We start from the raw sequence: 13,098 nt of genomic DNA, 5'->3' as shown, positions 1-13,098 counted from the left end.
CCCGGCCTCGTCTTGCATTGCGTACGGCAGGCCGTCAGATCGATTCGGCCGGACCGGCGATCGGCGGCAACGGACGGGCATCGCCGCCCTTGTCGTTGTTGCCGCCATCCTTGTTGGACTTGTTCCAGCCCATCGGCGGCGGCGGGTCACGACCTTCCATGATCGCGTCGATCTGCGGCGCATCGATGGTTTCGTACTGCAGCAGCAGCTGCGACATCGTATGCAGCTTGTCGATGTTCTCGGTCAGCAGCTCGGTGGTGCGGGCGTACGCCTTGTCGAGGATGTTGCGCACTTCCTCGTCGATGCGACGGGCAGTGTCGTTGGACACGCTCTTGTGCTGGGTCACCGAACGACCCAGGAACACCTCATCGTCCTCTTCGCCATAGGCGATCGGGCCGAGCTGCTCGGACAGGCCCCACTTGGTGACCATGTTGCGGGCCATCTTGGTGGCACGCTCGATGTCATTGGACGCACCGGTGGTGACCTTGTCGGTACCGAAGATCAGTTCTTCCGCCACGCGGCCACCGTACAGCGAGCACAGCTGCGACTGGATCGCCACGCGGTTCATCGAGTACTTGTCGCCTTCCGGCAGGTACATGGTCACGCCCAGCGCACGGCCGCGCGGAATGATCGTGACCTTGTAGACCGGGTCATGTTCCGGCACCAGGCGGCCGACGATGGCATGGCCGGCTTCATGGTAGGCGGTGAGGGTCTTCTCCTCCTCGCTCATGGCCATCGAGCGGCGCTCGGCACCCATCAGGATCTTGTCGCGGGCACGATCAAAGTGGTCCATGCGGACCTCCTTCTCGTTGCCACGGGCGGCGAACAGGGCGGCCTCGTTGCAGAGGTTGGCCAGGTCGGCACCGGAGAAGCCCGGGGTACCACGCGCGATCACCATCGGCACGACGTCGTCGGCCAGCGGCAGCTTGCGCATGTGCACCTTGAGGATGTGCTCGCGGCCCTTCACGTCCGGCAGACCGACCACCACCTGGCGGTCGAAGCGGCCCGGACGCAACAGCGCCGGGTCCAGCACGTCAGGACGGTTGGTGGCGGCGATCACGATCACGCCTTCGCCGCCTTCGAAACCGTCCATCTCGACCAGCAGCTGGTTCAGGGTCTGCTCGCGCTCGTCATGACCGCCGCCCAGGCCGGCACCACGGTGGCGACCGACGGCGTCGATTTCATCGATGAAGATGATGCACGGCGCGTGCTTCTTGGCCTGCTCGAACATGTCGCGCACACGGCTGGCGCCGACGCCGACGAACATTTCCACGAAGTCCGAGCCGGAGATCGAGAAGAACGGCACCTTGGCTTCACCGGCGATGGCCTTGGCCAGCAGCGTCTTGCCGGTACCCGGAGGGCCGACCATCAGCACGCCGCGCGGGATCTTGCCGCCGAGCTTGGTGAACTTGGACGGGTCACGCAGGAAATCGACCAGTTCGCCGACCTCTTCCTTGGCCTCGTCGCAACCGGCAACATCGGCGAAGGTGACCTTGATCTGGTCTTCGCCCTGCAGCTTGGCGCGCGACTTGCCGAAGGACATTGCGCCCTTGGCACCGCCGCCACCGCCCTGCATCTGCCGCATGATGAACAACCAGAAGCCGATGATCAGGATGACCGGCAGGAAATTCATCAGGATCGCGCCGAGGGAGATGCCGCTGGACGGCTCTTCCTGCACGATCTCGACGTTCTTGGTGCGCAGCACGTTGATCAGGTCGCGATCGAACGGTGCGGTGATGGTGGACGACTGTCCACCACGGGTGGTGTAGGTGATCTGGCTGGTACCGCCGCGCGTATCGCCGCCGAAGGCGACCTTCTGCACGTTGCCGGTGTCCACCTGGTCCAGGAACTGCGAGTACGAAGCGCCCTGCGCCCCGGCCCCCGAGGTCTTGGGCGAGAAGCTCTGGAAGACCACCATCAGCACGACGGCGACGACCACCCATAGCAGGAGGTTCTTGGTCAAGTCGTTCATCCTCATTGGCTCCGGTGTTCCTCTTAGTGCTGGCGTTGCGTTGGGGTCGAACTTACGGGGTCGAGCTTACTTCATGTGGGCGCGTTTTCCCTGACCCAAGGCATACACCTCGGGAGAGCGCTTGCGCGAGGCTTCCGGCTTGCGGATGGAGACCTTGTCGTACCGGCGGCGCATGTCGCGCACGTAGTCGTCAAAGCCTTCGCCCTGGAACAGCTTGATCAGGAACGCCCCACCAGTCTTGAGGTGGTTGTCGGCAAAATCCATGGCCAGCTCCGCCAGGTGCATCATCCGCGGCTGGTCGACCGCGTCCACACCACTCTTATTGGGGGCCATGTCCGACAGCACAAGGTCTACCGGCTGATCCCCGAGCATGGCTTCAAACTGCGATAGGACGGTTTCTTCCCTGAAGTCACCGTGAAGGAACTCCACGCCGGCCAGCGGCGGCATGTCCAGGATGTCCAGGGCCAGCACGCGGCCGGTATCGCCGATCTGTCTCCGCACCTGCTGAGACCAGCCACCTGGGGCCGCGCCGAGGTCGACCACCACCATGTGCGGCTTCAGCAGGCGGTCACGTTCGAGCAGTTCTTCAAGCTTGTAGGCCGCACGGGAGCGCATGCCTTCGGCCTGGGCCTTCTTCACGAAGGGATCGGAGAAGTGTTCCTTGAGCCAGCGCTGGCTGCTTTTGCTGCGGGTAGCCATTGGAAATAGGGGCTGATGGGGTCGCCATGATACCCTGATCGTCCCATTCAACCGTGTTTTCTGCATGCCCACTGCCTTGACCCCTTCCCAGACCCGTTTCCTGCGCGGCCAAGCCCACGACCTGAAGGCCCTGCTGCAGACCGGCGGCAAGGGCGTCACTCCGGCCTTCCTGACCGAGCTGAACGAAGTGCTGGAACGCCACGAACTGGTCAAGGTGAAGGTTGCCGCCGAAGACCGTGACGCCCGCGACGTGATGATCGGCGAGATCGTGCAGGCCACCGACAGTGCGTTGGTGCAGCGTATCGGCCATGTGGCCGTGCTGTATCGCCCGAGCAAGGAACACCGCCAGATCGTGCTGCCACGCGGCTGATCGGACCCTGCCATGCAGCTGAACCACGAACTGCCCGACTACGCCTACAGCCTGCGCGCCGCTGACGGTCGCTCGGCACGGGTCAATGATCGCGTTCTGGGCAACAGCTTCTACCTGACCCCGGACCAGCTGGTCGAACAGTGGCCGGTGACCGATGTCGCGGCGCTGCAGGTGGCTGACCTGGAGCCGATCCTGGCACTGAAGCCGGCGTTGATACTGCTCGGCACCGGAGAGCGCCAGGCGTTCCCGCCGGCGGTTGTCATGGCCGCCTGCCTGTCGCGCGGCATCGGACTGGAAGTGATGAACAATCCGGCTGCCGCACGCACCTTCAACATCCTTGCCGGCGAAGGCCGCAAGGTGGCGGCCGCCTTCATCCTGGAAGGCTGAGGCCCGAGGCCGCCGGGCATGGCCCGGCGCTACCTGAAACACACGTTGCGCATATGCAAGCGTCCGAGCCCATGCTCGGGCAGTGCTGCATTGCGGCGTACAGCCGCCGGGCATGGCCCGGCGCTACCCGTATCTGCCCGCGCTAGCGCGCCGGCAGATACTGCTGCGGGTCGACCGGCTTGCCGTTGTAGCGGGTGAGCCGAGGGCCCTTGCGGCCCATGGGACGCGCCCTTGGCGAACGCCCGGCGCGCTGCGCCGGGCCGGGGATCCGCCCGGAGAAAGAGCGGCCGGTTACTTCGCCGGCAGATATTGCTGCGGGTCGACCGGCTTGCCGTTGTAGCGGATCTCGAAGTGCAGCATGTCCCGGTTGGCGCCGGTACGGCCCATCTCGGCGATCTGCTCGCCGGCCTTCACGCTCTGCCCTTCATTGACCAGGCGCTTGCGGTTGTGGCCATAGGCCGACAGCCACTGGTCGCTGTGCTTGATGATGATCAGCTCGCCATAGCCGACCAGGCCGGCGCCGGAATACACCACCACGCCATTGGCCGTGGCCTTCACCGGTGCGCCGCTGGTGCCGGCGATGTCCACGCCCTGCTTGGTTGCATCGCCGGCCACGTAGCGGCCCACGACTGCGCCATCGGCCGGCCAGCGCCAGGCGATGTTGCTCTTGACCGGACCGGCCGGACCCGGCGTCGGCGCGGTACTGCCGCCAGACGTGCTGCCAGCCGGACGCGGCGCGGTGACCACGGTGGTCGGCGCACGACCGCCACCGGAACCGGCCGGATACAGGCGGATCACCTGCCCCGGGTAAATGGTCGACGGGTTGTCCAGGTTGTTCCAGGCGATCAGGTCGGCCGGCGTGATGTCGTGGATGCGGGCCAGCGCATAGATGGTGTCGCCCTTGCGCACGACCACCGTCTGCCCCGGCTTGGGCACCGACGTCTTCGGCGTGCTGACGCCACTGCTGCCGCCGCCACTGGGCCGGACCACGGTGGCGGTGCCACAGGCGGCCAGGGTGGATACCAGCAACGCCAGCGCGCCGATGCGCACTCCCTTGCTCAGACGATCTGCACTCATGCGAACTTCGACCTCCATACAAGCCAGGCGATCAGCACCACCACCAACGCGGTGGCGATCCAGCCCAGCGGTTCAATCCATCGGCGCAGCGCAGCTTCCGCGCGCGCACCACCGATACGGATGACCGCAGCCAGCACGAACACGCGCTTGCCACGACCGATCAACATGCTCAACAGGTACTGCGGCATCGGCACGCCGACGATACCCGATGCCCACGTGAAGACCTTCATCGGAATCGGCATGAAGCCGCCCAGCACCAGGAAAGTGAACACCGCCCAGGGCGACTCCACCATCTTGGCCTGCACGGTAGCAATGCCCTGCTCGATCGCCGGCAGCATGCCCAGCGCCTCGAACACCGGCTTGACCGCTTCGAATGCATAGTGGCCCAGCGCGTAGCCGATCAGCGCGCCGACCATCGAGCCGGCCAGGCTGAGGGTGGCGAACCACCAGCCGCGCTTGGGCTGGGCCACGCACATCGGCGCCAGCATCACTTCCGGCATCACCGGGAAGATGATGGCTTCGAAAAAGCTCAGCACCATCAGATAGGTCGGCGCGCGCTCATGCGCGGCCCACTTCATCGCCCGCTCGTACAGCGGCCCGAAAATCTTCATGCAACCCTGCTCCGTGGATTCAATCGAGCATGCCAGACAGCAGCGGCACGAAGGTGACCGGCGCCAGCACGCGTTGTTCGATGCTGCCGTCATCCTTGCGGTCGAGCTGCACCAGCGACTGTGCGCCGGCGCCACCGACCGGGGCGACCAGACGGCCACCTGCAGCCAGCTGCTCGACCAGCGCATCGACCAGCGCCGGTGCGGCGGCGGTAACCACGATGGCGTCGAACGGGCCATGCTCGGCCCAGCCCACGCGGCCGTCGTCGTGCTTGGTGCGGATGTTCATGCCCAGCGCGCGGAAACGCTTGCGCGCCTGCCGCAGCAGGTCACCGATGCGCTCGACGGTATAGACCTCCAGCCCCAGCGCGCCGAGTACGGCGGCCTGATAGCCCGAGCCGGTACCCACTTCGAGCACCTTCTTCGGCGCCACCTGCAGCACGGCCTCGGTCATCCGCGCGACCACCCACGGCTGGGAAATGGTCTGGCCGTGGCCGATCGGCAGCGCGGTGTCTTCATACGCGCGCGAGGCCAAGGCCTCATCGATGAACAGATGGCGCGGCACCACCCGGATCGCGTTCAGCGTCGACTCGTCGACGATGCCGGCTTCGCGCAGGCGGTCGACCAGGCGGTCGCGCACGCGCTGCGATGTCATGCCGATGCCGACTGCTTCCGGCTGCAGGCGCAGGCGTGGGCTCATGCCGGCCGGTCCGGCGCGGCGCTGAGGCCGCCGACCCAGCTGGCGACCTTTTCCAGTGCCTGGTAGCGGGTCAGGTCAACCTGGATCGGGGTGATCGAAATGTGGCCGGTGCGCACCGCATGGAAATCGGTGCCCGGGCCGGAGTCCTGCTCGCGGCCGGCCGGACCGATCCAGTACACCTCGTTGCCGCGCGGGTCTTTCTGCGCGATGCAGCCTTCGGCGCGATGACGGTTGCCCAGGCGGGTGACTTCGAAGCCCTTGACCTCGCTCCACGGCAGGTCCGGCACATTGACGTTGAGGATGGTGTCGGCCGGCAGCGGATCGGCCTTGAGGCGGGCAACAATCTCCACTGCGGCACGCGCCGCCGTCTCGAAATGCTTGGGGTCGTGATTGCGGGTCACCAGCGACACCGCAACCGCCGGCAGGCCGAGGAAACGACCTTCCATCGCCGCCGAGACGGTGCCGGAATAGATCACGTCGTCGCCGAGGTTGGCGGCATTGTTGATACCGGACACGACAATGTCAGGCTCGAATTCGAGCAGGCCGGTCAGCGCAAGGTGCACGCAGTCGGTGGGCGTGCCGGCCACCGACACGGTGTAGTGGTCGATGCGCTTGAGCCGGATCGGCAGATCCAGGGTCAGCGAATTGCTGGCACCGGAGCGGTCGCGGTCGGGTGCGACCACCGTGACTTCGTGCCCGGCCTCGCGCAGCACGGATGCAAGCATCCGGATGCCCGCCGCGTCGACACCGTCATCATTGCTGACCAGGATGCGCATCTTCGATTTAACCGCTTGATTTTCCAAGAATTCGATCCCGTCACCTTGCAACGTGGGCGAAGCCGGCCCGTCTCCTCCAGGGAGGCGGCAGCTCCGCAAGTGCGCCGACTATTGTGCCGCAAGCGGGCGCTGGGTCCTACCCTGTCTGCGGTCACGGCCGACATCCAACGGTCATAGGCAGACCCGCGCAGGCGGTTTACCCTGTGCGCATGTCGCACCCTGAAGACGAAGATCCGGCTGCATTGTTCCGTGCCGCCATCGGCGAAGTGACGCCGCTGCGCAAGGAAGTGGAGCCCGCGCCTGCTGCGCCGCGGCCCAGGCCGCGTGCGCGCATGGCCGAGCGCGACGACGCAGAAGCCGCCGGTGAGTTCGCCCGGCTGCTGCGCGACAACGCCCCGCTGGAAGCGGGCGACGTTGCCAGCTACCGGCGCGACAACCTGCCGCCACGCCTGTTCCAGCGCTTGAAGCGCGGACAGTACTCGGTGCAGGACGAACTGGACCTGCACGGCGCCACCGCCGCGCAGGCCGAGATGATGCTGCGCCAGTTCCTGCTGGAGGCGCACGCCCACGAGTACGGCTGCGTGCGCATCATCCACGGCAAGGGCCTGCAGTCCGATGGCAGTGCGCCGGTGCTGAAGAACCTGGTGGACCGCCTGCTGCGCCTGCGCAACGACGTGCTGGCGTTCCATTCCGCCCCGACCGGGCAAGGCGGGACCGGCGCCATGCTGGTGCTGCTGACGCGGCGCTGACGTTCTGCCGGTTGGATTCATCCACGCATGGCGTGGATCTACTGACGGCCCATCCACGCGTGGCGTGGATCTACTGACGGCCCATCCACGCATGGCGTGGATCTACTGTGGCGGGCGGAGGAAAGTGGATCCACGCCATGCGTGGATGCTCTTCGCCTCCGCCACCATTTCCGTCAGGCCTGCGACGCGTCCTCGACCGGCCCGAGCTCGTGCAGAACCGCGGTGGCATAGCAGCCTGGCGGCAGCGCGAAGGACAACTCCAGTACGTCAGCGGCCAGCCACTGGTGCTGCAACAGCGCTGGACGCAACCGCAGCGCGCGCCGCTCCTGCTTCAGCCGCGCCTCTTCCAGGCCGGTGCGCAGCGCCTTTGATTCGTCATCATCCAGCGCTGCCAGTTCCAGCTCACGGGCGGCGTCGCTGCTGCGCAGCTCACCCTCGCCCCACAACGGAGCACTGGGGTGGATGTCGAAACGTGCCAGGCGCTCGGCCAGCACGTCACTGTAGGGCTCGGGGCCGAACACGCTGCGGCTGCCATCAAGCATCCACACTTCGCCCTGCAGCGGCTGGTCCCAGCTGCCCTGCTCCACGCGTGCAGCGAGCACGCGGTTGAACAACGCCGAACGCGCCGCCGACAACAGCAGCGAACGCTGGTCCTTGCGCATGCGCCGGCCACCGAACATCGCCAACGCAGCGGGGACGTTGCCGCCATCGCGACCGAAGCGCTGCTCGCCGAACCAGTTCGGCAGGCCACGCGCGGCGATCTGCTGCAGGCGCTCGTCGATTGCCGCCGCGTCACCCTGCACATCGCGCAGCACCAGCCTGAAGCGGTTGCCCGCCAGCGCACCGCGCTGCAGCTTGCGGTTGTGCCAGGTGGAGTCGATCACCTCGATCTCGTCACTGGCCAGCTCGGCCAGATCGGGCGCGACGCGCTTGGGCAGATGTACGCTGAAACGCTGGGTGGTGACCGCGTTGCGATCCTTCATGCCGGCATAGCTGACCGCCATTTCCGGCAGGCCTGCCCACTTGGCCAGTACCTTGGCCACGTGCACCGTATTGGCGCCACGCTTGCGGATATGCAGCAGCAGATGCTCGCCTTCACCGGTCGCTTCGAAAGCGGGCAGCTCATCGACCTGGAAATCTTCCGGCGTGGTGCGGATGCGCGCCTGCAGCAGCGGTGCACCGAACGCGAGCGGCAACGGGATCATGCGGCCACCAGCAGCACGACCGCCTGCGCAGCGATGCCTTCGCCACGGCCGGTGAAGCCCAGCTTCTCGGACGTGGTGGCCTTGACGCTCACCGCATCCAACGGCAGCTGCAACAGTTCACCGATGCGCTCGCGCATGGCCAGCGCATGCGGGCCGACCTTGGGCCGTTCGCAGATCACGGTGATGTCGGTGTTGCCGACACGCCAGCCGCGCTCGCGCAGCAGGCCATCGCAATGGCGCACGAATTCGCTGCTGTCCGCGCCCTTCCAGCGGTCGTCAGTGGGCGGGAAGTGCTGGCCGATGTCGCCCAGCGCGATCGCACCGAGCATGGCGTCGCACAGCGCGTGCAGGATGACGTCGCCGTCGCTGTGCGCAAGCACGCCGCAGCTGTGCGGCACCGCGATGCCACCGAGCATGATGTGGTCGCCTTCACCGAAGGCATGGACGTCGTAACCCTGGCCGATACGGACGGGCGGGAACGGGGAGGTGCTCATGGATGCAGCCCTTGCAGCAGGGCCGCGCGGGCGGTCAGCCGGCGCGGCGGGAGAGTACGAATTCGAAACGATCGAGATCGGCCGGCGTGGTGACCTTGAAGTTGTCCTCGCTGCCTTCCACCAGCAGCGGGCGCTGGCCCTGGCGCTCCATGGCCATGGCATCGTCGGTCACATCGACACCGGCGCTAGCGGCCTCGGACAGTGCGCGGATCAACTGGTGGCGGCGGAACAGCTGCGGCGTCAGTGCACGCCACAGGCGCTCACGTGGCTCGGTGCCGTCGATGCCACCATCATCACCAGCACGCTTGAGCGTGTCGCGTACCGGCGCGGCCAGGATGGCGCCGACCGGATCGGTGCGGCCCACTTCCAGCAGGCGGCCAAGATCGGCCTGCGACAGGTTCGGACGCGCCGCGTCGTGCACCAGCACGAATTCATCGGCACGCACGCTGTCCGGCAAGGCCTGCAGCCCCGCCAGCACCGAGGCGGCGCGGGTGGCGCCACCGGTGCAGGTCAGCACCGGCTTTCCGGCCCATTCGCTCCAGCCCGGCCAATCGGCATCGTCCGCACCGATCACCACCATCGCCCCGGCCACGGCCGGGTGTGCCAGCAGTGCGTCCAGGGTGTGGGCGAGCAAGGTCTGCCCGCCCGCCTGCAGGTACTGCTTGGGCAACGGCGCACCAAAACGCGTGCCGCGCCCTGCGGCCGGAACAACCACCCAGATCGCCGCGCTCATGGCACGTCCGCCGGATGGTCACCGGCCGGGGCCGCAACCGGCGCAGGCTGCGCCGGACGCGTCGGTGCATCTTCCACGACGCGATAGAACTTCTCGCCGGGCTTGATCATGCCCAGCTCGCTGCGCGCGCGTTCTTCGATGGCGGACTGGCCTTCCTTGAGGTCCTTCACTTCGGCAGCAAGCGCATCGTTGCGCTGCTGCAGACCGTCATTGTCCCGCTCCTGGTTGGCGACCTGGGCTTCGAGCATCATCACTTCACCCGAATTGCCCGGGCCGAACCAGAAACGGTACTGCAGCCATGCCAGCAGCAGGGCCAGCAACAACAGCAGCCAGCGCCAGTCGCGCATCGGCTCAGCGCTTCAGCGACACGAACGCGTCACGGCCAGCGTAACGCGCGCCGGCACCGAGGGCTTCCTCGATGCGCAGCAGCTGGTTGTACTTGGCCACGCGATCGCTGCGGCATAGCGAGCCGGTCTTGATCTGGGTGGCGGTGGTCGCCACCGCAATGTCGGCGATGGTGGTGTCCTCGGTTTCACCCGAACGGTGCGAGACCACGGCGGCGTAACCGGCACGGTCGGCCATGGCGATCGCTTCCAGCGTTTCGCTGAGGGTACCGATCTGGTTGACCTTGATCAGGATCGCATTGGCGGTGCCCGAATCGATGCCTTCCTGGAAGATCTTCGGATTGGTGACGAACAGATCGTCGCCGACCAGCTGCACCTTCTTGCCGATGCGATCGGTCAGCAGCTTCCAGCCCGCCCAGTCGTTCTCGGCCAGGCCGTCTTCGATGGTGATGATCGGGTACTGCGCGGCCCAGTCAGCCAGGAAGTCGACGAACTGCTCGGAGGTCAGGCGCTTGTTCTCGCCGACCAGGTTGTACTTGCCGTTCTCGAAGAATTCGCTGGAGGCCACGTCCAGGCCCAGCAGCACGTCTTCACCGGCGGTGTAGCCGGCCTTGCCGATGGCTTCGAGGATGGTGTCCAGCGCTTCGACGTTGCTGCGGAAGTCCGGCGCGAAGCCGCCTTCGTCGCCCACCGCCGTGCTGAGGCCGTGGCCCTTCAGCACCGACTTCAGCGAATGGAAGATTTCGGTACCGGCACGCAGCGCTTCGGAGAACGAGGTGAAGCCGACCGGCAGCACCATGAACTCCTGGAAATCGACGTTGTTGTCGGCGTGCGCGCCGCCGTTGATGATGTTCATCATCGGCACCGGCAGCGACGGGGTCGCGCCGGTCTTGGCGGCCAGGTACTGCCACAGTGCCTGCTTGCTGGAGGCAGCGGCGGCGTGCGCGGCAGCCATGGAAACACCCAGCAGTGCGTTGGCACCCAGGCGGCCCTTGTTCTCGGTGCCATCCAGATCGATCAGGCGACGGTCCAGGCCGGCCTGGTCGGTGGCCTCGAAGCCCTTCAGTGCGTTGGCGATGGCGCCGTTGACGTTGTCGACGGCCTTGCGCACGCCCTTGCCGAGGTAACGGGTCTTGTCGCCGTCACGCAGCTCCACCGCTTCCTTGGTGCCGGTCGATGCGCCGGAGGGAACCGCGGCGCGACCGAACGAACCGTCCTCCAGGGTGACTTCGGCTTCCAGCGTGGGGTTGCCACGGCTGTCGAGGATTTCACGGGCATGGATGCTGCGGATCGTACTCATGGTCGGGCCGGTTACCTGTATGGAGAGGGGGCGACAAAAACGAATGCCGCGTGATTATCCCCGGCTACCCCTCACTTGCCAAATGGCGCGATGGGCATCAGCCCCAGCTGGACCCGATCACGATCAGCAGCAGCGACACCAGCATCACCAGCAGGGCACCGGCAATGGTCGCGCACACCGGCCCGCGCCGACGTCGCCAGGCCATCACCATCGCCACCAGGCTGCCCACGAAGGACAGCACCAGCGTGACCAGCGCGCCCAGCATCAAGTACTGCATGGCCTGCACGCCGTTGTTGCCATCCCCCGGCGGACGGAAGCTGGCGGCGAAGGCCAGCACGCCCACGAGCAAGCCGCCCCAGGCGAGCACCGACAGCAACAGGGCGACCAAGCCCCACGGCCAGCTGCGCGAGGGTTCAGGGATCGTATTCATCAAAAAAGATCGTGCAGCAGGATGCCCGCCCACAGCGACAGCACGACCATCGCCAGTGCAGCGGTAACCCTGCCCCGGTTCAGGCGCCAGCCGAGCACTGCGGCGAAAAGCCCTGCGGAAATGGTCAGCACTTCGGCCACCGCCAGGGCGATGACGAAGGGCATCAGGTTCACTACCGGACCGCCGGCACTCGACGGGCGCATGCCGGCACCGAACAGCATGCCGATAGCGAATACACCCGACACCGACAGCAATGCCAGGCCGAGTGCAATCGGGCCCCACGGCCACTGCCGCCAGCGCCGGCGACGACGCTGGATCTCCAGCGCCGCCTGCGGGTGCTGACTCACGCGAAGCGCGAGAAGCCGTGCTTCTTGGTCACCGCGTCGAGCTCCATCAGGGTCTCGAGCAGGGCTTCCATCTGGTCCAGCGGCCACGCGTTGGGGCCGTCGGACAGCGCCTTGGACGGGTCCGGATGGGTTTCGGCGAACAGGCCGGAGATGCCCACGGCAACCGCGGCACGCGCCAGCACCGGCACATGCTCGCGCTGGCCGCCGGAACTGGTGCCCTGCCCGCCCGGCAACTGCACCGAATGGGTGGCATCGAACACCACCGGGCAGCCGGTATCGCGCATCACCGCCAGCGAACGCATGTCGCTGACCAGGTTGTTGTAGCCGAAGCTGGCGCCACGCTCGCAGACCATGATCTGCTCGTTGCCGGTGGCCTTGGCCTTCTCGACGACAGGCTTCATGTCCCACGGCGCCAGGAACTGGCCCTTCTTGATGTTGACCGGCTTGCCGGCCGAGCACACCTTGCGGATGAAGTCGGTCTGGCGGACCAGGAACGCCGGGGTCTGCAGCACGTCCACCACCGAGGCCACTTCATCCATCGGGGTGTACTCGTGCACGTCGGTCAGCACCGGCACGCCGATCTGCTTCTTGACCTCGGCCAGCACCTTCAGGCCCTCTTCCATGCCCGGGCCACGGAAGGCCGTGCCGGAGGTGCGGTTGGCCTTGTCGAAGCTGGACTTGAAGATGAAGTTCACACCGAGCCGGTCGGTCACTTCCTTCAGCTTGCCGGCGGTATCCAGCTGCAGCTGCATCGACTCGATCACGCAGGGGCCGGCGATCAGGAACAGGGGCTGGTCCAGCCCGACCTCGAATCCACACAGTTTCATGGCGTTTCCTTGTTGTCCGCTACACCGGCAGTGCCGGTGCGCTGGGGTTGAAGCGAGCAAGATGGGGGCCGGCGGCCCCC

At 66.5% G+C, this 13,098-nt stretch carries 17 protein-coding genes; 3 read left to right on the top strand and 14 right to left on the bottom strand.

The window, feature by feature from the left end; all coding sequences use genetic code 11:
• Positions 1-34 precede the first annotated feature (34 nt).
• The gene (ftsH, locus tag M2299_RS08570) at positions 35-1,972 is read right to left on the bottom strand and encodes an ATP-dependent zinc metalloprotease FtsH (protein WP_025878912.1); all 1,938 of its coding nucleotides are present in this window, start codon (positions 1,970-1,972) and stop codon (positions 35-37) included.
• 66 nt (positions 1,973-2,038) lie between these two features.
• Positions 2,039-2,671 carry a 23S rRNA (uridine(2552)-2'-O)-methyltransferase RlmE gene (gene rlmE, locus M2299_RS08565; protein WP_025878911.1) on the bottom strand — a complete coding sequence of 211 codons (633 nt, stop codon included), beginning with the start codon at positions 2,669-2,671 and terminating at the stop codon, positions 2,039-2,041.
• A gap of 64 nt (positions 2,672-2,735) precedes the next feature.
• Between rlmE and yhbY the strand changes: the two genes are divergently transcribed.
• Positions 2,736-3,041, top strand: coding sequence for a ribosome assembly RNA-binding protein YhbY (gene yhbY / locus M2299_RS08560; protein WP_025878910.1), 306 nt, complete (start codon positions 2,736-2,738; stop codon positions 3,039-3,041).
• A gap of 12 nt (positions 3,042-3,053) precedes the next feature.
• Positions 3,054-3,428, top strand: coding sequence for an Mth938-like domain-containing protein (locus M2299_RS08555; protein ID WP_059063756.1), 375 nt, complete (start codon positions 3,054-3,056; stop codon positions 3,426-3,428).
• A gap of 291 nt (positions 3,429-3,719) precedes the next feature.
• Here M2299_RS08555 and M2299_RS08550 read toward each other — a convergent pair whose 3' ends face one another.
• From M2299_RS08550 to surE, 4 genes are read right to left on the bottom strand one after another with little or no spacing between them, the layout of a single operon-like run.
• A complete protein-coding gene (locus tag M2299_RS08550; RefSeq protein ID WP_032976511.1) occupies positions 3,720-4,505 on the bottom strand; it encodes a peptidoglycan DD-metalloendopeptidase family protein in 786 nt (261 codons plus the stop codon).
• Positions 4,502-5,116, bottom strand: coding sequence for a DedA family protein (locus M2299_RS08545; protein ID WP_025878907.1), 615 nt, complete (start codon positions 5,114-5,116; stop codon positions 4,502-4,504). Before M2299_RS08545 ends, M2299_RS08550 begins: the two co-directional genes overlap by 4 nt.
• Before the next feature lie 19 nt (positions 5,117-5,135).
• A complete protein-coding gene (locus M2299_RS08540) occupies positions 5,136-5,813 on the bottom strand; it encodes a protein-L-isoaspartate(D-aspartate) O-methyltransferase (RefSeq protein ID WP_025878906.1) in 678 nt (225 codons plus the stop codon).
• Positions 5,810-6,589: a 5'/3'-nucleotidase SurE gene (gene surE / locus M2299_RS08535; protein ID WP_280884198.1), complete on the bottom strand. Its 780-nt coding sequence runs from the start codon at positions 6,587-6,589 to the stop codon at positions 5,810-5,812. The genes M2299_RS08540 and surE overlap by 4 nt, the downstream gene beginning before the upstream one ends.
• Before the next feature lie 209 nt (positions 6,590-6,798).
• Between surE and M2299_RS08530 the strand changes: the two genes are divergently transcribed.
• Positions 6,799-7,338 carry a Smr/MutS family protein gene (locus M2299_RS08530; protein ID WP_100436075.1) on the top strand — a complete coding sequence of 180 codons (540 nt, stop codon included), beginning with the start codon at positions 6,799-6,801 and terminating at the stop codon, positions 7,336-7,338.
• A 173-nt stretch (positions 7,339-7,511) separates the two neighbouring features.
• Here M2299_RS08530 and truD read toward each other — a convergent pair whose 3' ends face one another.
• The 8 genes from truD to kdsA all read right to left on the bottom strand — a co-directional run bounded on the left by truD (position 7,512) and on the right by kdsA (position 13,018).
• Entirely contained in the window at positions 7,512-8,543 is a 1,032-nt protein-coding gene (truD, locus tag M2299_RS08525; RefSeq protein ID WP_025878903.1) for a tRNA pseudouridine(13) synthase TruD, read from the bottom strand.
• Positions 8,540-9,037: a 2-C-methyl-D-erythritol 2,4-cyclodiphosphate synthase gene (gene ispF / locus M2299_RS08520; RefSeq protein WP_025878902.1), complete on the bottom strand. Its 498-nt coding sequence runs from the start codon at positions 9,035-9,037 to the stop codon at positions 8,540-8,542. Before ispF ends, truD begins: the two co-directional genes overlap by 4 nt.
• 34 nt (positions 9,038-9,071) lie before the next feature.
• Positions 9,072-9,770, bottom strand: a complete 699-nt coding sequence (ispD, locus tag M2299_RS08515; RefSeq protein ID WP_280884197.1) for a 2-C-methyl-D-erythritol 4-phosphate cytidylyltransferase — start codon at positions 9,768-9,770, stop codon at positions 9,072-9,074.
• Entirely contained in the window at positions 9,767-10,117 is a 351-nt protein-coding gene (gene ftsB, locus M2299_RS08510; RefSeq protein ID WP_025878900.1) for a cell division protein FtsB, read from the bottom strand. Before ftsB ends, ispD begins: the two co-directional genes overlap by 4 nt.
• 4 nt (positions 10,118-10,121) lie before the next feature.
• Positions 10,122-11,414: a phosphopyruvate hydratase gene (gene eno, locus M2299_RS08505; protein WP_080149197.1), complete on the bottom strand. Its 1,293-nt coding sequence runs from the start codon at positions 11,412-11,414 to the stop codon at positions 10,122-10,124.
• 97 nt (positions 11,415-11,511) lie between these two features.
• Complete coding sequence (locus M2299_RS08500; protein WP_280884196.1) at positions 11,512-11,844, bottom strand: hypothetical protein; 333 nt, start codon at positions 11,842-11,844, stop codon at positions 11,512-11,514.
• Positions 11,844-12,191, bottom strand: coding sequence for a hypothetical protein (locus tag M2299_RS08495; protein ID WP_280884195.1), 348 nt, complete (start codon positions 12,189-12,191; stop codon positions 11,844-11,846). The genes M2299_RS08500 and M2299_RS08495 overlap by 1 nt, the downstream gene beginning before the upstream one ends.
• Positions 12,188-13,018 (bottom strand): 3-deoxy-8-phosphooctulonate synthase, encoded by an 831-nt coding sequence (gene kdsA, locus M2299_RS08490; RefSeq protein ID WP_012510652.1) that lies wholly within the window; start codon positions 13,016-13,018, stop codon positions 12,188-12,190. The genes M2299_RS08495 and kdsA overlap by 4 nt, the downstream gene beginning before the upstream one ends.
• Positions 13,019-13,098: the final 80 nt, after the last annotated feature.

This window comes from Stenotrophomonas sp. 1278, assembly GCF_029892765.1.
GTDB classification, from domain to species: Bacteria; Pseudomonadota; Gammaproteobacteria; order Xanthomonadales; family Xanthomonadaceae; genus Stenotrophomonas; species Stenotrophomonas indicatrix.
The sequence above is the reverse complement of the archived record's forward strand: the minus strand, read 5'-3'. Positions and strand labels throughout refer to the sequence as shown.